The sequence below is a fragment of the Streptomyces sp. NPDC054887 genome (assembly GCF_053610585.1).
Window position 1 is genome coordinate 190,814 of record NZ_JBSGYQ010000001.1, and the last position, 20,014, is coordinate 210,827.

The window sequence follows — 20,014 nt, forward strand, 5'->3', positions numbered from 1 at the left end:
GGGTGACAGGACCCGACCTGCCGCCCTGTGGACGGAAGTCGGCCCTCTGAGCAGATTTGTCGACGATGTCGGGTTGTGTTGTCGACTTGTCCCCAGGTCGAGAAGCGAGCCTGTGGACAACTTGGACCACTTCTGTGGACAACAGAAATGTGCAGGTAGGACTAGCGGCCCCGGGAGGCCCGGCACAAGCGGCCCCGGATGACCACCCGCACGGTCCGGGTGCCGCAAGGCCCGAAAGCCGTCAGGACCGGCCGTCCTGGCTGCGCGCCAGCCAGTCCGCCGCCGCGACGAACTCCGCGTCGGAGGTGCCCGGCCGCAGCGCGCGCACGTCCTCGACGGCCACCCCGGCACGGGGATACGAGCCGAGGAACCGCACGTTCGGGCACATCCGCTTGAGGCCCATCAGCGCCTCGCCGACCCGCCGGTCCGCGATGTGTCCCTCGGCGTCCACGGCGAAGCAGTAGTTGCCGATGCCCGCGCCCGTCGGCCGCGACTGGATCAGCATCAGGTTGACGCCTCGCACGGCGAACTCCTGGAGCAGTTCGAGCAGCGCGCCCGGGTGGTCGTCGCCCAGCCAGAGGACCACCGACGTCTTGTCCGCCCCGGTCGGCGCCGCCGGCCGGGCCGGCCGTCCCACCAGCACGAAGCGCGTCTGCGCGTTCACCGCGTCGTGGATCTCCGTGACGAGCGGGACGAGGCCGTACCTCGCGGCCGCGAACTCCCCCGCGAACGCGGCGTCGTACCGGCCCTCCTGCACCAGTCGCGCGCCGTCGGCGTTCGAGGCCGCCGACTCCCACAGCGCGTCCGGCAGGTGCGTGCCCATCCAGTTGCGGACCTGCGGCTGGGCGGCCGGGTGCGCGGTGACCGTCTTGATGTCCGAGAGCTTCGTGCCGGGGCGCACCAGGAGCGCGAAGCTGATCGACAGCAGTACCTCGCGGTAGATCATCAGCGGCTCGCCGGACGCCAGCTCGTCGAGCGTGGCGGTGATCCCGCCCTCGACGGAGTTCTCGATCGGTACGAGAGCGGCGGCGGCCTCGCCGTTGCGGACGGCGTCGAGGGCGGCCGGTACGGACACCATCGGGACGAGTTCCCGGGTGGCGGCTTCGGGGAGCGTGCGGAGGGCGACCTCGGTGAAGGTGCCTTCGGGGCCGAGATAGGCATAGCGCGTTGCCGACATACGGTCACCTTAATGCGCCGTACGGGAGGGCCGTGCGGAGCAGCGGGCCGTCCCCGGTGACGCTCGTACGTACGGGGACGGAAGCGGGCCGCCGCCGCCGCGACTCAGCCCTCCAGGAGCCGCTGCCCCACGTACTCCCCCTCGCGCGCCCCGCCGGGGACGGCGAACAGCCCGCTCGCCTCGTGCCGTACGAACGGCGAGAGGGCGTCCCCCCGGTCGAGCTTGCGCTGCACCGGTACGAAGCCCCGCAGCGGGTCGGCCTGCCAGCAGACGAAGAGCAGGCCCGCGTCGGGGGCGCCGTCCGCGCGGATCCCGTCGTGGTACGAGAACGGCCGCCGCAGCATCGCCGCGCCGCCGTTCTGCTCGGGTGCGGAGATCCGGGCGTGGGCGTTGGCGGGGACGACCGGCTTGCCGTCGCGGCCGGTCCTGTCGAGGTCCAGTGGGGTGGTCTCGGTGCCGCCGGTCAGCGGCGCCCCGTCGCTCTTCTTCCGGCCGATGACCTTCTCCTGGTCGTCGCGCGCCAGCTTCTCCCAGTCGTCGAGGAGCATCCGGATGCGGCGTACGACGGCGTACGAGCCGCCCGCCATCCACGCGGGTCCCTCGTCGCCGCCGTCCGCCGGTACGAAGATCCGCCGGTCGAAGTCGGGGTCGGACGGCTTCGGGTTGCCGGTCCCGTCGACCTGTCCCATCAGGTTGCGTGCCGTCATCGGCCGCGCGGTCGCGCCGGGGGAGCGGTTGAATCCGTTCATCTGCCACCGCACCCGGGCGGCGCCCGCGGCCTCCCGCTGGATCGCGCGCAGGGCGTGGAAGGCGACGAGTGCGTCGTCGGAGCCGATCTGCACCCACAGGTCGCCGTCGCTGCGCCGGGGGTCGAGCTGGTCGGAGGAGAAGTCGGGCAGCGGGTCGAGCGCGGCGGGGCGCCGGTCAGCCAGTCCCGTACGGCCGAAGAAGGTGCGGCCGAAGCCGAAGGTGACGGTCAGGGAGGAAGGCCCGGCGTCGAGGGCGACGCCGGTGTCCGGGTCGGCGGCCCCGGAAAGGGGCAGTCCGGCCGTCATCCTGCGTGCCGCGTCCGACCAGCGCCGCAGCAGCGCCGCCGCCTCCTTGCGCCCGGCGCCCGGGGCGAGGTCGAAGGCGACGAGGTGGCCGCGGGCCTGGAGGGGCGTGGTGATGCCGGCCTGGTGGGCGCCGTGGAAGGGGACGGCGGTGGAGCCGACGGAGGTGAGGGCCGCGCCGTCCCGGGCCGCTTCGGAGCCGGTGGCGGCGTAGACCGTGGCTCCGCCGGTGGCGCCGAGTACGAGGCCGGCGGCGCCGGCCGCGCCGGCGGTGCCGAGCAGCCGCCTTCGGGAGATGTCGCTTTCGCGCACGTCGTCGCGTGCGCCGCGCCCGTGGTTGTCGCTCACGCCGGTCAGCCGATCTTCACGTTCTTCTTGACGGTCACTTGGTCGATGTCGGAGGTGCGCACGGTGAGCTGGATCTCCCACGTGCCGGGCATGGGGATCTGCACGCCGCTCGCGCTCCAGTGTCCGGTGGCGATCCGGTCGGGGGCGGCGGGCAGCGGCCCGATCTCCTTGTCCGTCTCGGTGAACGCGACCTTCACCTCCGGCGCGTCCATGGCGCGTCCGTTGGGCCGCTCCAGCCATACGTGCAGGGCGTTGGCGCCGGAGCGGGCGGGGTCGAGCTCGACGCGCGCGGTGCCCTTGCCGTCCTCGCCGCCGGTGTCGAAGGGGATGCGCACCTCTATGGGACCGGCGGGGGCGGCAGCCGCCGTTCCGTCGCGGCCGGCCTCCTTCTCCACGGTCCGTCCGGGCTCGGTGCTCGTCAGGACGGTCGTGACGGCGAGCAGCACCACGGCGACCGCGGCCTCGGCGAGCACGGAGCGCCGCAGGCCCAGCCGCTGCGGGTCGGCGTCGCGTACCCGCTTCACGCGCGCGGTGGCCACGGCGGCCTTCTGGCGGGCGAGCTGGGCGGCCCGTTCGGGGTCCGCGGGCACGGTGACGGGCTCTGTCTCCTCGGCGGTCTCCTCGCCGTCCGCGTCCGCCGCGACGGCCTCGGGGGCCGCCTGCTCGGCCAGCCGGCCCGTCCAGCGCCGCGAGATCCACGCGACGCCGACGAGGACAGCGACCAGTCCGATCTTGACCAGCAGGAGCCGTCCGTACGCCGTCCCGGTCAGGGCCGACCAGGAACCGACCTGCCGCCAGGACTGGTAGGCGCCGGTCGCGGCGACCACGGCGACGCTGGTGAACGCCACCCGGGAGAACTTGCGTACGGCTTCGCGCTCGATGCCCGGCACGCGGTAGAGGGCGACGAGCAGTGCCGTGAGGCCGCCGAGCCAGGTCGCGGCGGCCATGAGGTGCAGCACGTCGACGGGCATGGCGACGCCGGGCTGGAGTCCGGTCGACGCGTGCTCGGACAGCGCCCAGGTGGCGGCGATGCCGGCGGCGAGGACTCCGCCGCCGAGGGCGAGCCCGAAGGTGAGGTCCTTCTTCTCCTCGGGGTCCTCCCGCTTGGCGTACGCGCCGAACAGCACGGCGACGAAGAGGGCCGCCGCGCCGAGCAGCAGCAGCCGGGAGACGAGCGACGCGCCGGTCTTGGTCTCCAGGACGGCCTTGAGACCGCTGAGGTCGAAGGCGTCGGCGAGTGCGCCCGACCCGGTGTAGGGGGCGCGCAGCAGCAGCATCGCCAGGGTGGACGCGGTGAGCGTGATCCAGCCCTGGACGACCAGGCGTTGCAGCGGTCGCTCGGCCGCGCCGCGGTGCCAGCAGGCCAGTACGAACGCGCCGCCGCCGACGAGCACGAGGAAGCCGGCGTACGCGGTGTAGCGGGCGATGCCGTACAGCGCGCCGACGAGGCCGCCGCCGGCGGTCTGCTCGGGCAGGGCGACGGTGGTCTTGGAGGGGGCGCCGACGGAGAACGTGAAGGCGCCCGAGATGGGGTGGCTGTCGGCGGAGACGGCCCGCCAGGCGACGGTGTACGTGCCGTCGGGCAGTCCGGTGTGCAGGGCGACGCCGTACTGGACGACGCCGCCGCTGCTCATGTCCTTCACCACGCCCTTGTCGGAGCGCTTGCCGCTCGGTTCCAGGACGCGGATCGAGTCGTTCCCGAGAGCGATCTTCTCGGAGAACGTGAGGGTGACGTGCCGGGGCGCGGTGGCGACGACCGCCCCGTCCTTCGGGTTGCTTCCCGTGAGCGCGGCGTGCGCGGACGCGGGTGCGGCTCCTGCGAGCAGGCTGCCGAGGAGGGCCGTGGTGACGAGCAGCAGTCTCAGTACCGCGGCTGCTCCGAAGCGCGGGGCGGTTGCCGGCATGGGTCAGTCCCTCACTGCTTCTCGGGGTTGTGGGTGGGCTCCTTCACGGGAAGCTCGGCCCTGACGGAGCCGGCCTTCTCGAAGTGCAGTTCCACGGACACCGTGTCGCCCTGCCGGGGCTTCTTCTTCAGTTCGAGGAACATCATGTGGTTCCCGCCGCGCTCCAGGTCCAGTTCGCCGTTGGCCGGGACGTCGAAGGACGCGACTTGGCGCATCTTCTGGTCCTTGGTCTCGTGGATCTGGACCTCGCCCGCGATGTCGCTGGTGACGGAGGTGAGCCGGTCGGCCGTGTCGCCGTCGTTGCGGACGGTGAGGAAGCCGGCGGCCATGTCGTCCATGACGGGCTCGGGCATGAAGGCTCCGCTGACGCTCAGCGCGGGTGCGTCGCTCGTGGACGAGCAGCCCGCGAGCGCGGCTGCCGCGGCGAGGGCGGCGGCCGTCGCGAGGGCGGTGCCGCGGCGGCTCACGGGTTCTTCCCCTCGATCAGCGCGGGAAGGTCCTTGATGTAGTCGTCGGCACTGGTGTCCTCGCTGTAGAGGACGTAACCGGCGTCGGTCTTCGGGGAGAAGGCGACGACCTGGGCGCCGTGCATGGACACGACCGTGCCGTCCTTCTCCTTCTTCGGCGGGTCGATGCCGATGCCCATCTGGCGTGCCCCGGCCTGGATGGTCGGGAAGTCGCCGGTGAGTCCGGTGAAGGCGGGGTCGCCCGCGCCCTTCAGCCACTTGCCGAGCGCCTCGGGGGTGTCCCGTTCGGGGTCGGTGGTGACGAAGACGACCTGGAGCCTGTCGCGGTCGGCCGGGGGGAGCTTCTTGTAGGCGATGGCGATGTTGCTCATGGTCAGCGGGCAGACGTCGGGGCAGTTGGTGTAGCCGAAGTAGATGAGCGTCGGCCTGCCCTTGGTCCGCTCCCGCAGGTCGTACTTCTCGCCCCGGGTGTCGGTGAGGACGAGGTCCGGCTTCTCGAAGGGCCGGTCGAGTACGGTCGCGGCCTTGTCGGCCGCGGGGGTGGAGACGTCGGTGACGGGCCTGGAGCCGCCGTCGGCCTTGTCTCCGCCGCAGGCGGTCAGGGTGAGCGCGGCTGTGGCGGCGAGCGCCGCCACAGCCAGCGCGTGCTTGTTGCGCATGGAGAGGTGTCCCGGTGTTTCGGTGGGGGGATGGGGCGTCAGGAGGTGCGGCGGCGGCCGGCGAGCACACCGAAGGCCACACCGGCGGCGCCGACGGCGATGCCGACGACGGCCAGGACGCGGGCGGTCGTGTCGCTGCCGGAGACGCCGGAGGCGTCGGAGCTCTCGCCGCGGGCCGCCGCGGTCTTGCTCCCGTGTCCGGCGCCGTCGGTCCCGGCGGCCTTCTCGCCGTCGTCCTCGGCGTCGGTCTCGCTCTTGTCGCCGGATGCGCCGTGGTGGTCGTCACCGGCGGGCTCGGACAGTTCGAGTACGGGCGCGGGGGCCTGCGGCTCCTCCTGGCCCTTCTTGGGCTCCTCGATCCAGCGGACGACCTCGTCGTTGTCGTACGTCTGGACGGCCTTGAGGACGAGGCGGTCGGTGTCCTCGGGCAGCGGGCCGAGGGCGAGCGGGAACTGCTGGAACTCGCCGGGGCCGACCTTGCCGCCGGTCCAGGTGATCTTGGAGACGGCCTCGTCGATCTCCTCGCCGTGGACCTTGAGCGGCTTGTCGAGCTTGGTCTTCACGACGTCGGCCTTCCAGCCGGGCACGGGCTGCGGCATGACGGACGACAGCGGGTGGTCGGTCGGGAACGACACTTCGAGCTTGACGGTCGAGGCGTTGTCCCGCTCGTTGGGGACCCTCACGTTGACGGTGGCGTAGCCGCCCTTCTCGGCGGGTCCCACCGGCTGCACGCTGACGTGCGCGAAGGCCGTTCCCGCGCAGAGCAGGACGGCGGAAGCGGCGGCGGCGACCACGGAGACGGCAGACGTACGGATGATGTTCATGCTGGGAGCACTCCACGGAGCAGAGGTGAATGAGCCCCGGTGCACGGGTGCGCACCGGAGTCGCGACGCCGCTCCCGTGGTCCGTGCGTGGGTACGCCGGGGAGTGCGCCGCGTCAGGCTGCGAGTACGAGCTCCGTGGCGGGCGGGCCGCGCCTGATCACCGTGTGCTGAAGGGCCTGTCCGGAGGGCCGCAGGGACGTCACGAACGGGGTGTGCGCGGTGCGCGGCCCGCGTGCGGGCGTTCCCGGGAGCGGCCCGGCGTTGAGCGACCGTACGAGCGCCATGGCGGCGCGCAGCGACCGTAGGAGCGCGCCTTCGGCGACGCCGTGGGCCGACAGCACGACGAGCCGGGACAGTGCCGTCTCGCCGCGCCGCAGGAGCCATCCGGTGGCGACGGCGGCCAGCAGGTGCCCGAGCAGCATGGGGAGGGTGGGCAGCAGGCCGGCGGCCGGTTCGGCGGCGCCCGCGTGGTGCGCGGTGTGCGAGAGGTGCTGCTGCGCCGCTTGTACGGAGGCGGGGTCGATGCCCGCCTCGGTGATGACGCGGCGCGCTTCGGCGGTGCTGAGGGGCAGTGCCCCGGCGCCGCACACGAGTTTCGCCGCGAAGGCGCGCAGCGAGGTGTCGGTGGCCGCGCGCTCCAGGGCCGGGCTGTGCTGGCCGAGGCCGAAGAGGGTGTGCAGTGCGAGCTGTCCGCAGGCGAGCGCGGCGGCGATGGCGGGCATCGGGCGGGCGCGTCCGGCGAACGGTGCGACCAGCGCGAACACGGCGGCGCCGCCGAGTGCCAGCGTCCACCAGGGGACGGTGTCGCAGGACGCCACGGCGTGTCCGATCGCGGACAGCACGACACAGACCGCGGTGAACACCGCGGTCCTCAGCAGCCGCGAACCGGCTCCGGCGCGTGCGACGGACGTAGACATGGCCCGGACATCATCGCATCGCGTCCCCGGCATTCCTACGGCAGGTCCCGACACGTATACACCGGCACAAGGATTGCGCGCGTCGGCCGAATGAGGGTTGTCACGTTGACTCCACGCTTATGAAGGGTTGCGCGCGGCAATACGTATCCGTATGTCGAGCCGCAGCCAGGAGGCTGGAGCATGAGCATCTGGTGGTCTCTCCACTTGCGGCGCGAAGCCGCGAGCGTCCCGCTCGCCCGCCGCCTTCTGCTCGGCACCATGGAGACGGCGGGGGTGGATCCGGACATCTCCTACGACCTGTCGGTCGCGCTCAGCGAAGCCTGCGCGAACGCGGTCGAGCACGGCGGAGACGATCATTCCGGAACGCCTTCCGCGGAATATCGCGTGACCGCTTATCTGGACGGCGAGAAATGCCGTATCGAGGTCTCCGACTCCGGGCCGGGCTTTCCTCCTTCGCGCCGGGGGCAGCGCACCGCACTCCGTCCCGCGCAGACCTCGGAAAGCGGCAGAGGGCTGTGCCTGATCGAGCAGCTCGCCGATCACGTCCATTTCCACAACGGACCGGGGCGCGGGGCCGTGGTCAGTTTCGACAAGATCCTGAAATGGCGCGAGGGCGCACTGCTCAAGGTGTCCTGAAAGGACCCCGAGCGGTACGCCCCCGTCGCGGCGGCCGGGTGCGGCGGGTCAGCCCTGCTTGACCCGCGCCATCCAGCTCTCGACCTCGTCGGAGCGGCGCGGCAGCGCGGCCGACAGGTTCCGGTTGCCGTCCTCGGTGACGAGGATGTCGTCCTCGATGCGCACGCCGATGCCTCGGTACTCCTCGGGCACGGTCAGGTCGTCGGCCTGGAAGTACAGGCCGGGCTCGACGGTCAGGCACATGCCCGGTTCCAGCGTCCCGTCGGCGTACGCCTCGCGCCGGGCGGCGGCGCAGTCGTGGACGTCCATGCCGAGCATGTGGCCGGTGCCGTGCAGGGTCCAGCGGCGCTGGAGGCCGAGCTCCAGCACCTTCTCGACCGGTCCTTCGACCAGGCCCCACTCGACGAGCTTCTCGGCGAGCACGCGCTGCGAGGCGTCGTGGAAGTCGCGGTACTTCGCGCCGGGCCTCACGGCGGCGATACCGGCCTCCTGGGCCTCATACACGGCGTCGTAGATCTTGCGCTGGAGGTCGGTGAAGGCGCCGTTGATCGGCAGGGTCCGCGTGACGTCGGCGGTGTAGAGGGTGTGGGTCTCCACGCCGGCGTCGAGCAGCAGCAGGTCGCCGGAGCGCACGTCGCCGTCGTTGCGCACCCAGTGCAGGGTGGTGGCGTGCGGTCCCGCGGCGCAGATCGAGCCGTAGCCGATGTCGTTGCCCTCGACGCGGGCGCGCAGGAAGAAGGTGCCCTCGATGTAGCGCTCGCTGGTCGCCTCGGCCTTGTCGAGGATCCTGACGACGTCCTCGAAGCCGCGGACGGTGGAGTCGACGGCCTTCTGGAGCTCGCCGATCTCGAACTCGTCCTTCACCGCGCGGGCCTCGGAGAGGTAGACGCGCAGTTCCTCGTCGCGTTCGGCGGTGACCTTGTCGGTCAGCGCCGCCTCGATCCCGGCGTCGTGGCCCCGTACGCAGCGGACCGGGCCGGTGGCCTCGGTCAGCGCGGCGGCCAGCTCGCGGACGTCCTTGGCGGGGATGCCGAGGAGCTGCTCGGCCTCGGTGAGGGAGTGGCGGCGGCCGACCCACAGCTCGCCCTGGCCGTCGAGCCAGAACTCGCCGTTCTCACGGTCGGAGCGGGGCAGCAGGTACACCGTGGCGTCGTGGCCGCCCCCGGTTCCCGGGCGGGGCTCCAGTACGAGGACGCCGTCCTGCGTCTGGTCGCCGGTGAGGTAGGCGTACTCGGTGGAGGCGCGGAAGGCGTACTCGGTGTCGTTGGAGCGGGTCTTGAGGTTGCCGGCGGGGACCACGAGGCGCTCGCCGGGGAAGCGGGCGGACAGCGCGGCGCGGCGGTCGGCGGTGTGGGCCGCCTGCGCGACGGGCTCAAGACCGTGGAGTTCGGTGTCGGCCCAGCCGGTCTTCATGTTCTCGGCGAGCTCGTCGGACACGCCCGGGTACAGGCCGTTCTTCCGCTGCTTGATCGGCTCTTCGGTCTCTTCCGGGGTCTCCGGCATGAGCTCTTCGGACACGACTGTCTCCTCGATACGACACTGGACCGCCCTCCATCGTATGTGCGACGGGAAGGCGGCCCAGGGCCCTGTGGACAACTGTGAGGTATCAGTCGAACCGTGCGGCGAGCAGTACGACGTCGTCGGCCGACTCCGCGGTGTCGGCGCCGTCCGGCAGGACCGTGCGCAGGACGTGGTCGGCGATCGCGTCCGGGTCGTTCCGGTCGGCCCTGGGGACGCCGGCGGCGGCGGCGTGCAGCCGCGCGAAGGCGCGGTCCATGGGGTCGCCGGTGCGCTGGAGCAGCCCGTCGGTGTAGAGCAGCACCGTTTCTCCGGGGGCGGGCGTCAGCTCCACGCTGGGCGCCTCCCAGCAGGACAGCATGCCGAGCGGCGCGGAGAGCGAGGTCTCCACGTACTCGGTGCGCCGGTCGCCGACGATGAGCGGGGGGCTGTGCCCGGCGCCGGCCAGCACGATCTTGCGCCGGGCCGGTTCGCAGTAGGCGAAGAGCGCGGTGGCGGACCTGGCCGGTTCGGTGAGCCGCAGCAGCAGCTCCAGGTCGGACAGTACGGCGACGGGGTCCTCGCCCTCCATCACGGCGTACGCCCGCAGGCTGGCCCGCAGCCGGCCCATGGCGGCGACGGCGCTCGGCCCCGATCCGGAGACGGAGCCGACGGCCAGTCCCAGGGCGCCCTCGGGCAGGGGCAGGGCGTCGTACCAGTCGCCGCCGCCGCGCGGGCCGGTGCGGTGGCGGGCGGCGAGCCGCACCCCGGCGACGCGGGGGAGCCTGCTGGGCAGCAGTTCCTCGGCGACGGTGGCCACTTGGGCGCGGGCCTGCTCCAGTTCGAGCAGCCGGGCCAGGTGTTCGGCGGCGTAACCGGCGTAGAGGCCGGCGAGGTGGCGACGGCGTTCGTCGGGTTCGGCCGGTTCGTCGTACAGCCAGACGGCGGCGCCCAGCCGTCCCGCCGCCTCGGTGGCCAGGGGCAGGGCGTAGCTGGCGGCGTAGCCCAGGCGGGCGGCGACCTCGCGGTGGCGGGGGTCGAGTCCGGGCTCGCCGAGCAGGTCGGGGTGGGCGATCTCGCTGGGGCCGGGGCTGCCCGGGATGCCGTCGAGGAGCCGTCCGTACGACGTGGAGCCGCGCGGGACGGTCTCGATGTGGCCGAGATCCGCGCGGGCGAGGCCGAGGCCGACGGTGGTGGCCGGGCCGAGGCCGCCGGCCGGTTCGAGCACGACGAGGCCGCGGCGGGCGCCCACGAGGGCGGCGCCGGCGCGCAGCAGTTCGTCCAGGGCGGTGTCGAGCGCGCGGGTGCGGACCAGGCGCTCGGTCAGCTCGTGGAGGGTGGTGAGGTCGGAGACCCAGCCCGCCAGCCGGTCCTGAAGGACCGCTCCGGCGGCGGCGGGTGGGGCGGGGTTCGTCGGGTGGGGCGCGACAGTGTGGGCGGGGGGCGGAACCAGTGGATCGATTCCGGCCACTTTCGGCACGTGCGGGGCGCTCATGATCGCGAGCTTTCCGGCCGGTGCGTTTTGCTCAATAGCATCGCAAACCCCCATGTCATTCTGCGCCGCTATCAATGCATCCACATGTACACGCACAAGTAAGGGGATGTCCAGCATTGTCAACGTGGGACTAGTGGTGTCTGTGGGATAGCCAACTTGGCCTAAAAATGCCACACACGGCAATAATTTGCGGTCGACTGAGGGCGTTCGACAGCGCGTCATATCGACCGTGACGGGTACGTAAACGGTGATGGCCAGGGGCAGTTGGGACCGCCCCGGAACCTGGCGGCGGACCTGGGCGTCTTAACCGCCGTGGGCCGCGCCCCATCCCCGAGTAGCGGGACAGCACAGCTACGGATCTCCGACGGATCAGTACAGCGCCATGCGTGCGCCACCCTCCGCTACGTTTCACGCCCGGCCCCGACGGGCTGCCCGTGCCGCACGCTGATGTCGCGGCGACGCACGACCGGTACGCACCACCAGTACGCAGTTCCAGTACGTGACGTGCACGCTCAGTGAAGATATGCGCACAAGGTGTGATATGGACCTCGGCGTTCAACGGAAAGGAACGAGCGCTCATGCGCGAGATCCTCGGAAGGCGACGCAGGCTCCCGTTCGGGCGAAATGAGGGGCCTGCCCCACTCGGCGCGGCGCTGACCTGCGCCACCGTCTGGCAGTGGCCCGTGCTGCCCGGTGTGGGCCTGGCGGCGGCGGGCGGCCGCGGCGGCCCCGGACGGGCCTGCGCCTGTCCCGACCCCGAATGCGCGGTACCCGGCGCGCACCCCTTCGACCCCGGCATCCTGGCGGCCACCACCGACGCCCGCATGATCCGCTGGTGGTGGGCCAACCGCCCGGCGGCCCCTGTCCTGCTGGCCACCGGCGGTTCGGCGCCGTGCGCGCTCAGCCTCCCCGCGGGCGCCGGGGCGGTGGCGCTGAAGGCGCTCGACGGCATGGGCATGCGGCTGGGGCCCGTCGTCGCGTCGCCGACGCGCTGGGCGCTCCTGGTCGCCCCGTACTCCCTGGAGCGGCTCGGTGAGCTGCTGTACGCCAAGGACCGGGTGCCCAGTTCGCTGCGGTTCCACGGCGAGGGCGGCTACCTGGTGCTGCCGCCGTCCGGCACGGGCGCCGGACAGGTGCGGTGGGAGCGGGCGCCCGCCCCGAGCCCTCGGGTCCGCCCCGGCCGCCGGGAGCCCGCCGCGGGCCCGGCCGCGCCGTGGCTGCCGGACGTCGAGGCGGTCGTCGACGCGCTGGTCGCGGCGAGCAACGGCGCGCCCGACGGGGGCAGCCGGCTCGCGTACTGAGCGGGCGGGGCCGACCGCGTCCCGCGTACTGAAGGGTGCGGGCGCGTGCGCACCGGGGAGTGGCCCGGTGCGCACCGCCCCGGCCCGCCCCCGCCCGCCCCCGGACGCCCGGCGCGGCCGTCCGGACGACGCCCGCCGAATCTCACTCGTTCGGGTGTGTGCGGGGCAGTGTTACGGGGCAACCGGGCGCGCGGCTCCCGTCCCGCACGCCATCCGTCGATATCTTCGGCCCACCGGAACTTCCCGGCACCCGACAGGTGGGACCCGCCTTGAATCTCCGCATGACCGGGCTCGCGGCCGCCGTGGCGTGCACCGTCCTGCTGCCCCTGGCCGGCGCGTCGGCGCGACCGGAGCCGGAACCGGAGCCCGAGTCCGCGCCGGGACCCGCGCCCGTACCGGCCGACGCGAAGGCGGCGCCCGAAGCCACCGGCGCGGCCCGCTCCCCGCAGGGCACGACCGCCCGCTGCGGCCCCGAGCTCAGCTCCCCGGAGGGCGTCGAGGCCCAGACCTGTGTGCTGACCGAGGGCGGCGGCACCTGGGCGCGTACGTACTACCGCAATGCCACGGGCGCGGAGCTGCGGTCCGTCGTACTCGCCCTCATGGGACCCGCCGGCCGGACCGTTCAGATGTTTTGCGCGGTGGGCGCGGAGGACGAACCGGGGGTGTGCGAAACACCGCGTGAGCGTACGCGGGGAAAAGCCGGTGAATACACGGCGGTCTCGGAGTTCGCGGCGGCCGGAGACGGCCCGCTGCTCCTGCGCTCCGGCAGCAACTCGGCGGCGCCTGCGCCCCGTTGAGCGTCCGATACGGCTCGCGGCGGGGCGGGGATACAGAAAGACCCGGTCGCTGGCGACGGGGGATGCACCAGCGACCGGGCACTTAGAACGGTAACAAGAGATCTGCGGTTGGCAAATTCGATCTCCCTTATTCAGACAGGGATTTACCTGCCGATAGGGAGGTTGTGACGGGAGTCACCGATCGACCGACAGAAACCGCGCCCGTTCAGCTGAGCGTGACCTGCCGGTTGGTGAGACCGCCCCGCGCGCGGCGCTCCTCCGGGGTCAGCGGGGCGTCGGACGCGAGGGCCGCGGCGAGCCGCTCGGCGAACTCCGCGGCGGGCTTCTCGATGTCCTGCGCCTTCGTTCCGCTCGGCAGGTCCCAGACCGGGACCATCAGTCCGTGCGCCCGGAAGGAACCGACCAAGGGGGTCCCGCCTTCCCGCAGCGGAAGGGCGCCCTCGCCGAGCGACGACGTACCGGCGGCGTGCAGGCGGGCGAGCGCGTCGAGGAGCTGGTCCTCCCCGTACGGCATGACCCAGCGCAGGTGGTTCTTCTCGGGCGTCTCGCACCAGTACGCGGCGTCGACGCCGGAGAGCCGGACGGTGGGGATCGCCGCGGCGTTGGCCCGTTCGAGGGAGGCGCTCACGTCGGGCGTGGCGTTCTCCGCGTCGGGGACCCAGAACTCGAATCCGGAGTGCACCTGCGGCTCGAACGGCGCTTCGGGGTCGAGCAGGTCCTGGAGGCGCGGGCCGTCGGCCGGGGCGCGCTCGGCGGCGACCGGGGTGCCGGGCTCGGCGGTCAGCGCGCGCAGCAGGGTGTCCGCGAGGTCGCGGCTGAGGTCGCCGGAGGGCGTGTCGTTCTGGAGGCCGAGCAGTACGGAACCGTCGTCGCGGCGCAGGGCCGGCCAGGCCATGGGAAGTACGGTCGCCAGCGTGACGGAGGGGACGCCGTCGGGCAGCCCGTCCTTCAGCGTCAGCGCCACCGTCGCGGCGGGCACCAGCTCGCGCAGCGCGACCCAGTCGCACTCGCCGGCCAGACCCTCGAAGGGGCGCTGGACCAGTTCGGTCACGGCGTGCGCGGCCGCGCGGCCGTGGCACGCCTTGTAGCGACGGCCGGAACCGCACGGGCAGGGCTCGCGGGCCCCGACGACGGGTACCTCCCCGTCGGTCACCTGAGCCTGCGGCTTGGTTCCCCTTGCGGGCTGGGGGCGCTTCTTGGCCATGGCGTGGCTTCTCCCGTTCACGGCAGTGCTGTGTCGGGCGCGAGCCTAGCCGCTGGACCGGTTCCGACGGCCATCGGCGACCGGCCGGCGGCTGCTGACGACTGCGGAGGTCACGGGGAACGACCGTCACCACCGGCTCCGTTCGGCCTCGGGCCGGGCGGAGCCGCCCTCCCCGGACGGGCGGCCGCGAGGACCGGCCGCGTTCGAGGGCCGAGCCCGCTGCGTGCGCCCGCAGTACAGGCCGGATCGCGAGCCCGCAGTCGGAGGGAGGGAACAGCCCAAGGCGTGGGCCAAAGCCCTGAGCCCCATGTCGCTCACCCATGCCCTCGGCCCAGGTCACGCGCCGAGCGCCGACCCGAGCCACCGGCCCGAACCGCAGGCGCTCGCCCCGTCCGGGCCTTCGGCTCAAGCCGCAGGCCCGCGCCGCCGACCAGGTCGCCATGCCCGCGCCCGGCCCGAGCCCAGGTCGCAGGCCCGCGCCGCGGTCCGAGCCGCCCGCAGGCAGACGCGAACCCCGCGTACGCCCTCGGCCGAGGCTCAGCCCAGCTCGTCGAAGGGGTCCGCGAAGTCCAGGCCGGGGACCGCGACGCGCGTAGCGAAGTCCTCGCGCCGGTGGCCGTCGGTGACGTCGACCCACACCGTGACCTCGCCGGCCGCGCTGTCCCGTACGCCCCAGTCCTGAGCCAGTGCCGTGATGATGTTGAGCCCGCGGCCGCCGCGTGCGGTGACCGAGGGCGTGGCTGGAACCGGTCGGGTCGGACCGCCTCCGTCCGTCACCTCGACGGTCAGCCTGCCTGTCGGATCGACGCGCCATGCGGCACGCACGTCACCGTCACCGACCTCCGCCTGACCCAGCGGCCTGCCGTGACGGCAGGAGTTGCTGAGCAGTTCGGACAGGATCAGTACGGCATCGTCGATGACCGAATCGGACACCCCGTTTCCGCGCAATTCGTCGCGCATACGGCGTCTTGCCTCGCCCACGCCCGCAGGGCCATGGGGTACGGCCATGCTCGACGACGTGGGCACTTCCCGTGCCACCACCAACGCCACCCCCGAGACCTCCTTCGCCCCACGCCAGGGAGTGAATGCCCCAATGGCCTGGACCGGAAACCGGCCAGGCGCCGGTCAGTGAGGCACTCGAGACGGTCGAACACGGAGCGAACGCGCCGGTGCACTCCCCGTGATGGGAGTCATAGGCGGCCGAGCTGGGACAAAACCTGCTTCGGACGGTTCGTGATGATGGCGTCCACGCCGAGGCGCACGCACAGATCGACGTCCTCCGGCTCGTTCACCGTCCACACGTGCACCCGGTGGCCGGCGCGGTGCAGCCGCGCGATGTACCCGGGGTGGTTGCGGACGATACGGATGCCGGGGCCCGCGATGTGCGACCCGGCCGGGAGCCGTCCGTCGCGCAGGCGCGGCGAGACGAACTGCATCAGGTAGACGGTCGGGAGCGTGGGCGCGGCGGCCGCCACCCGGTGCAGCGAGCGCGCCGAGAAGCTCATGACCCGTACGGGCGAGGGCTCGCCGGCCACTGGGGAGTCCAGTCCGAAGCGCTTGAGCAGGTGGAGCAGCCGTTCCTCGACCTGCCCGGCCCAGCGGGTGGGGTGCTTGGTCTCGATGGCGAGCTCGACGCGGCGGCCGGCGTCCGACACCAGCTCCAGGAGGCGTTCCAGCGTCAGCACGGAGGTGAACTCGCCGGGGGCCTGTCCGCGGGCCGGGTCCCAGTCCGGGGCCTCGGCGCTGTCGCGCCACGATCCGAAGTCGAGGGCGGCGAGGTCGGCCAGTTCGAGGGCGGAGACGGCGCCGCGGCCGTTGGACGTGCGGTTCACCCGGCGGTCGTGCACGCAGACGAGGTGGCCGTCCGCGGTGAGCCGTACGTCGCATTCGAGGGCGTCGGCCCCGTCCTCGATCGCCTTCATGTACGCCGCCAGGGTGTGCTCGGGGGCGTCCTCGGAGGCGCCGCGGTGAGCGACGACCTGAATGGTGTCCTGCCGTGCGTGGGTCACGGCGTCATGGTGTCACCGCCGACGGGCAGGCGGAAAAACGAGTGCGGGCGGCCATTGCCCGGCCGCTCCGGGGATGCGACCGTTTTGCCCTAAGTAAAGGATGTCCCGTGGATGCACAGGAACCGCTTACGGTCGTCTGACGTGCGGTGGGAAAAGCTGACAGCGGACACTTGCACAGTGGCGACCTGACCGACAACGACGTGGGACCGAGGAGAAGAGACCTGTGAGCACCGAGAACGAGGGCACTGCGGTTCCGGCCGCCCCTTCAGCACCTCCCGTGCCGGTGGCCGCTCCCGGGCCCGCCTCCGACTCCACGGGCACGAGCGCCCCGGGCGCGCAGCCGGCGGCGCGGGGACCGGAGCCGGCGCGCCCCGCCGCGGACCCGGCCCCCGCCCAGCCCGCGCACACCCCCACCACGCAGGGCGGCGCGCAGGGTCCCGGGACCGAGGCGCAGCCGGGGTACATGCCGGTACCGCAGTCGACGCAGCCGCACGCACCGGGGGCGGCCGGCGGATGGCCGCCGCCTCCCCCCTCGCACCCGTACGGCGGCGGTGGCAGCGGTGGCAGCGGCGGCGGCTGGGGCGCGCCCGTGCCTCCCGGCCCCCGCAAGAAGCGCGCCGGCGGCCTGGCGGCCACGGTGCTCGCGGCGGCCCTGGTGGCGGGCGGCGTCGGCGGCGGCATCGGCTACTGGGCCGCCGAGCAGAACGACAGCTCCGTCGACTCCACCACCGTCTCGGCGTCCGGCAGCACGAAGAACTTCAAGCGCGACGAGGGCACCGTCGCGGCCGTCGCGGCCAAGGCGCTGCCGAGCGTCGTCACCATCGAGGCGCAGGGCGGCGACGGCGAGGGCGGCACGGGCACGGGCTTCGTCTACGACACACAGGGCCACATCGTCACCAACAACCACGTGGTGGCGTCCGCGGCCGACGGCGGAGCGCTGTCCGTCACCTTCTCCAACGGCAAGGAGTACGACGCCGAGGTGGTCGGCCGCGCGCAGGGGTACGACGTCGCCGTGCTGAAGCTGGAGAGCGCGCCCGCCGGCCTCGCCCCGCTGCCCCTGGGCGACTCCGACAAGGTCGCCGTCGGCGACTCGACGATCGCCATCGGCGCCCCCTTCGGCCTGTCGAACACGGTCACCACCGGCATCATCAGCGCCAAGAACCGCCCGGTGGCCTCGGGCGACGGCCAGAACAGCAAGGCCTCGTACATGAGCGCCCTGCAGACCGACGCGTCGATCAACCCGGGCAACTCGGGCGGCCCGCTGCTCGACGCGGGCGGGGCCGTCATCGGCATCAACTCCGCGATCCAGTCCGCCGGTACGGGCGGCTTCGGCCAGTCCCAGGCAGGCTCCATCGGCCTCGGGTTCGCGATCCCGGTGAACCAGGCGAAGACGGTCGCCAAGCAGCTCATCAAGACCGGCGAGCCGGTCTACCCGGTGATCGGCGCGACGGTCTCCATGGACCCGAAGAGCGACGGCGGCGCCGTCATCGCGGAGAGCGGCACGGGCGGCACGGCGGCGGTCCCGTCGGACAGCCCGGCGGGCAAGGCCGGCCTGAAGCCGGGCGACGTCATCACCAAGCTCGACGACCGCGTGATCGACAGCGGCCCGACCCTGATCAGCGAGATCTGGACGCACCAGCCGGGCGACAAGGTGACGCTCACCTACGAGCGCGACGGCAAGACGTCGACCGCCGAAGTCACCCTGGGCCAGCGCGAGGGCGACGACGGCTGACGTAGGCTGTGCTTCGCACCACCGCGCGCCGGTGGCGCGAGGTGGGTTGCCCGAGCGGCCTAAGGGAACGGTCTTGAAAACCGTCGTGGCGCGAGTCACCGTGGGTTCAAATCCCACACCCACCGCATGTGAACGGCCCCTGACCACCTGTGTGGTCGGGGGCCGCTTGCGTCACGGCCCTGCGCGCCGAACTGCGGGCCGGGCAAGGGCCGGTGGCGGGACGTGGTGTCGCGGGGCGGCGGTCACCTGCTGCCGGTGCCGAGGCCGGAGAGGCGGGCCGCGGAGGCGATGGTGGTGCGGGCTTCGTGTGCGGAGAGCCCGGCCTGGACCGCCGCCGCGGTGAGCGCCTCCGCGAGGGAGTCGCCGATTCCGTTCTCGTACGCCCGGCAGGCGGCCCAGAAGAGGCGGGTGTTGCGCTGGCCCTCGTGCGCCGCCCGTACGAACTGGACCAGCCCGTGGCCGCTTCCGGGCCCGTCCGGGGCATGGCCGTGCACGGGGTGCCCGTCCGGGGAACGGCCCGCCGGGGCGTGGCCGCGTCCGGGAGGGGCGATGAGGCGGAGCAGTGCGCCGGGGCAGGGGGCCGGCGCGAGGTGGGCGGTGCCGGGCGCGGTGCGGTAGACGCCGTGGGCGGTGAGCGAGCCCGGGCCGACGAGGTACCCGCCGGCGCCCCGGATGTCGATGCCCGGCGCGAGGCGGCTCGCGGAGTTGGGGACGGTGACGCCGGGCGGGCCGGTCAGCCAGAGGTGGCGGCCGCCGCTGGGGGTCAGTACGACGACGGTCTCCGGGATCGTGAAGAGGTGCCGCAGGGCCAGGTGCGTGAGGGCCGCCGTGGAGTCCGTGTCCGCCTTCGTGTCCAGGTCGACGCCGATGAGGTGGTGCGGGGGCCGGCCGCACGCGATGCCGTAGCCGGTGGCCCAGGGCGCGGCGGCGAAGAGGGCGCGGACGGCGGCCGGATCGGTCGTGGCGTCGTGCACGCCGTGCCCCGGACGCCCGCACTCGCCCCGGCACAGGAACGGCTCGGAGGTGTTCCTGTGCGGCGAGGGCAGGGCGGGGAGCTTGGTGCGGGACAGGGGGATCACGGGGAGCCCGCGCTCGGCAGCCGACAGCGCGTGCGCGAGAGCCAGGGTGGCGGTGCGCCGGTCGATGGTGGCCATGGATCCATTTTCGTACGTACGTTCGACAAAGGGAAGGGGGCGGGTGGAGCGGGGCGTGCGTTCCGGCCGCCCTTTCCCTTGGGGCGGCTGGGATGTGGTGGTACGGGTGGGGGCCTGGGGTTTTGGGGGCGTGAAGGGTGTTTATCGACATGTCCTCACGCTTGAGGGGGAATGGGGCCGTCATGGGTGGTTCGCCGGGGATTCGGTGGGCAATTCTGATCTCGCGACGTCGTGAACAACGCTGAGGCAGTCGGCCAACTGCCCGGGGATCAGCTGTACTTACCGCTACTGGAGGAATCCGAATGGCAAGCATCCGTACCGCCCGTGTCATCGCAGCCGTCGCCGCCCTGCCCTTCGCGGCCGCCCTTCTGTCGGGCGTCGCCGTCGCGGACAACGGTTCCTTCGCGAACAACGGGTCGAACGCGGCCGTTGCCACCATCAGCGGCAGCGGTGTGGCCGGCCACAACGGAGGCAACTCGACCACCACGCAGCAGGTGGCGACGGGTTCCGGGGCGTCGAACCAGAACAACACGGCGAGCGTCAACGGCTCGGGCTTCACGGCCATCGACCAGGACAACGAGACGATCGCGGTCAACTTCGCGCAGCTCTGGTGAGCCGTGGCGGGACCGGGGTCTGTGTTGCGGGGTGAATGACTGCCTGCGCGACGGCGACGCTTGTCGCCCGTCGCGCAGGCCGTTCCCGTTTCCGGGGTACTGCCGGGCTCGGGACGCGGTCGGGGGCGAGGGCTGTGGGCCGGGGCTGCCGTGAGGTCGGGAGTCTTGACAGTGCGGGCGGAGCTGACGGACAGTCAGAAACTGTCGTCGCGTGACCCGCCTGCCCC

18 protein-coding genes and 1 tRNA gene are annotated in these 20,014 nt (G+C 72.8%); 6 read left to right on the forward strand and 13 right to left on the reverse strand.

What is annotated here, in order from left to right; translation table 11 throughout:
- Nucleotides 1-241: 241 nt before the first annotated feature.
- From pheA to ACWGH0_RS00885, 7 genes are all read right to left on the reverse strand, one after another.
- Complete coding sequence (gene pheA / locus ACWGH0_RS00855; RefSeq protein WP_453401948.1) at nucleotides 242-1,177, reverse strand: prephenate dehydratase; 936 nt, start codon at nucleotides 1,175-1,177, stop codon at nucleotides 242-244.
- A gap of 104 nt (nucleotides 1,178-1,281) precedes the next feature.
- Nucleotides 1,282-2,577 carry an iron uptake transporter deferrochelatase/peroxidase subunit gene (gene efeB / locus ACWGH0_RS00860; RefSeq protein ID WP_453401949.1) on the reverse strand — a complete coding sequence of 432 codons (1,296 nt, stop codon included), beginning with the start codon at nucleotides 2,575-2,577 and terminating at the stop codon, nucleotides 1,282-1,284.
- 5 nt (nucleotides 2,578-2,582) lie between these two features.
- A complete protein-coding gene (locus ACWGH0_RS00865; protein WP_453401950.1) occupies nucleotides 2,583-4,481 on the reverse strand; it encodes a copper resistance CopC/CopD family protein in 1,899 nt (632 codons plus the stop codon).
- Nucleotides 4,482-4,492: 11 nt separating this feature from the next.
- Nucleotides 4,493-4,948, reverse strand: coding sequence for a copper chaperone PCu(A)C (locus ACWGH0_RS00870; RefSeq protein ID WP_453401951.1), 456 nt, complete (start codon nucleotides 4,946-4,948; stop codon nucleotides 4,493-4,495).
- Entirely contained in the window at nucleotides 4,945-5,607 is a 663-nt protein-coding gene (locus ACWGH0_RS00875; RefSeq protein WP_453401952.1) for an SCO family protein, read from the reverse strand. Before ACWGH0_RS00875 ends, ACWGH0_RS00870 begins: the two co-directional genes overlap by 4 nt.
- A 38-nt stretch (nucleotides 5,608-5,645) precedes the next feature.
- Entirely contained in the window at nucleotides 5,646-6,431 is a 786-nt protein-coding gene (locus ACWGH0_RS00880) for a YcnI family copper-binding membrane protein (RefSeq protein WP_453401953.1), read from the reverse strand.
- A gap of 113 nt (nucleotides 6,432-6,544) precedes the next feature.
- Nucleotides 6,545-7,348: a hypothetical protein gene (locus ACWGH0_RS00885; RefSeq protein ID WP_453401954.1), complete on the reverse strand. Its 804-nt coding sequence runs from the start codon at nucleotides 7,346-7,348 to the stop codon at nucleotides 6,545-6,547.
- Nucleotides 7,349-7,528: 180 nt separating this feature from the next.
- Here ACWGH0_RS00885 and ACWGH0_RS00890 point away from each other — a divergent pair, with 180 nt between their 5' ends.
- Nucleotides 7,529-7,984, forward strand: a complete 456-nt coding sequence (locus tag ACWGH0_RS00890; protein WP_453401955.1) for an ATP-binding protein — start codon at nucleotides 7,529-7,531, stop codon at nucleotides 7,982-7,984.
- A 48-nt stretch (nucleotides 7,985-8,032) separates the two neighbouring features.
- Here ACWGH0_RS00890 and ACWGH0_RS00895 read toward each other — a convergent pair whose 3' ends face one another.
- Both ACWGH0_RS00895 and ACWGH0_RS00900 read right to left on the reverse strand, forming a co-directional pair.
- Complete coding sequence (locus tag ACWGH0_RS00895) at nucleotides 8,033-9,487, reverse strand: aminopeptidase P family protein (RefSeq protein WP_453402060.1); 1,455 nt, start codon at nucleotides 9,485-9,487, stop codon at nucleotides 8,033-8,035.
- Between the two features lie 103 nt (nucleotides 9,488-9,590).
- Nucleotides 9,591-11,093 carry a PP2C family protein-serine/threonine phosphatase gene (locus tag ACWGH0_RS00900; protein ID WP_453401956.1) on the reverse strand — a complete coding sequence of 501 codons (1,503 nt, stop codon included), beginning with the start codon at nucleotides 11,091-11,093 and terminating at the stop codon, nucleotides 9,591-9,593.
- A gap of 461 nt (nucleotides 11,094-11,554) precedes the next feature.
- Here ACWGH0_RS00900 and ACWGH0_RS00905 point away from each other — a divergent pair, with 461 nt between their 5' ends.
- Nucleotides 11,555-12,277 carry a bifunctional DNA primase/polymerase gene (locus ACWGH0_RS00905; protein WP_453401957.1) on the forward strand — a complete coding sequence of 241 codons (723 nt, stop codon included), beginning with the start codon at nucleotides 11,555-11,557 and terminating at the stop codon, nucleotides 12,275-12,277.
- 281 nt (nucleotides 12,278-12,558) lie between these two features.
- Nucleotides 12,559-13,074: a hypothetical protein gene (locus ACWGH0_RS00910; protein ID WP_453401958.1), complete on the forward strand. Its 516-nt coding sequence runs from the start codon at nucleotides 12,559-12,561 to the stop codon at nucleotides 13,072-13,074.
- Between the two features lie 205 nt (nucleotides 13,075-13,279).
- Here ACWGH0_RS00910 and ACWGH0_RS00915 read toward each other — a convergent pair whose 3' ends face one another.
- From ACWGH0_RS00915 to ACWGH0_RS00925, 3 genes are all read right to left on the reverse strand, one after another.
- Complete coding sequence (locus ACWGH0_RS00915) at nucleotides 13,280-14,278, reverse strand: DUF5926 family protein (RefSeq protein WP_453401959.1); 999 nt, start codon at nucleotides 14,276-14,278, stop codon at nucleotides 13,280-13,282.
- Nucleotides 14,279-14,815: 537 nt separating this feature from the next.
- Nucleotides 14,816-15,373: an ATP-binding protein gene (locus ACWGH0_RS00920; protein ID WP_453402061.1), complete on the reverse strand. Its 558-nt coding sequence runs from the start codon at nucleotides 15,371-15,373 to the stop codon at nucleotides 14,816-14,818.
- A 95-nt stretch (nucleotides 15,374-15,468) separates the two neighbouring features.
- On the reverse strand, nucleotides 15,469-16,287 hold the full coding sequence (locus ACWGH0_RS00925; RefSeq protein WP_453401960.1) for a glycerophosphodiester phosphodiesterase: 819 nt from the start codon (nucleotides 16,285-16,287) through the stop codon (nucleotides 15,469-15,471).
- A gap of 223 nt (nucleotides 16,288-16,510) precedes the next feature.
- Between ACWGH0_RS00925 and ACWGH0_RS00930 the strand changes: the two genes are divergently transcribed.
- Together ACWGH0_RS00930 and ACWGH0_RS00935 are read left to right on the forward strand one after the other, a co-directional pair.
- The gene (locus ACWGH0_RS00930; RefSeq protein ID WP_453401961.1) at nucleotides 16,511-18,019 is read left to right on the forward strand and encodes a S1C family serine protease; all 1,509 of its coding nucleotides are present in this window, start codon (nucleotides 16,511-16,513) and stop codon (nucleotides 18,017-18,019) included.
- Between the two features lie 40 nt (nucleotides 18,020-18,059).
- Nucleotides 18,060-18,144: transfer RNA gene (locus ACWGH0_RS00935), tRNA-Ser, on the forward strand.
- A gap of 117 nt (nucleotides 18,145-18,261) precedes the next feature.
- Here ACWGH0_RS00935 and ACWGH0_RS00940 read toward each other — a convergent pair.
- Nucleotides 18,262-19,173 carry a bifunctional DNA primase/polymerase gene (locus ACWGH0_RS00940; RefSeq protein ID WP_453401962.1) on the reverse strand — a complete coding sequence of 304 codons (912 nt, stop codon included), beginning with the start codon at nucleotides 19,171-19,173 and terminating at the stop codon, nucleotides 18,262-18,264.
- A gap of 302 nt (nucleotides 19,174-19,475) precedes the next feature.
- Here ACWGH0_RS00940 and ACWGH0_RS00945 point away from each other — a divergent pair, with 302 nt between their 5' ends.
- A complete protein-coding gene (locus ACWGH0_RS00945) occupies nucleotides 19,476-19,787 on the forward strand; it encodes a hypothetical protein (RefSeq protein WP_453401963.1) in 312 nt (103 codons plus the stop codon).
- Nucleotides 19,788-20,014: the final 227 nt, after the last annotated feature.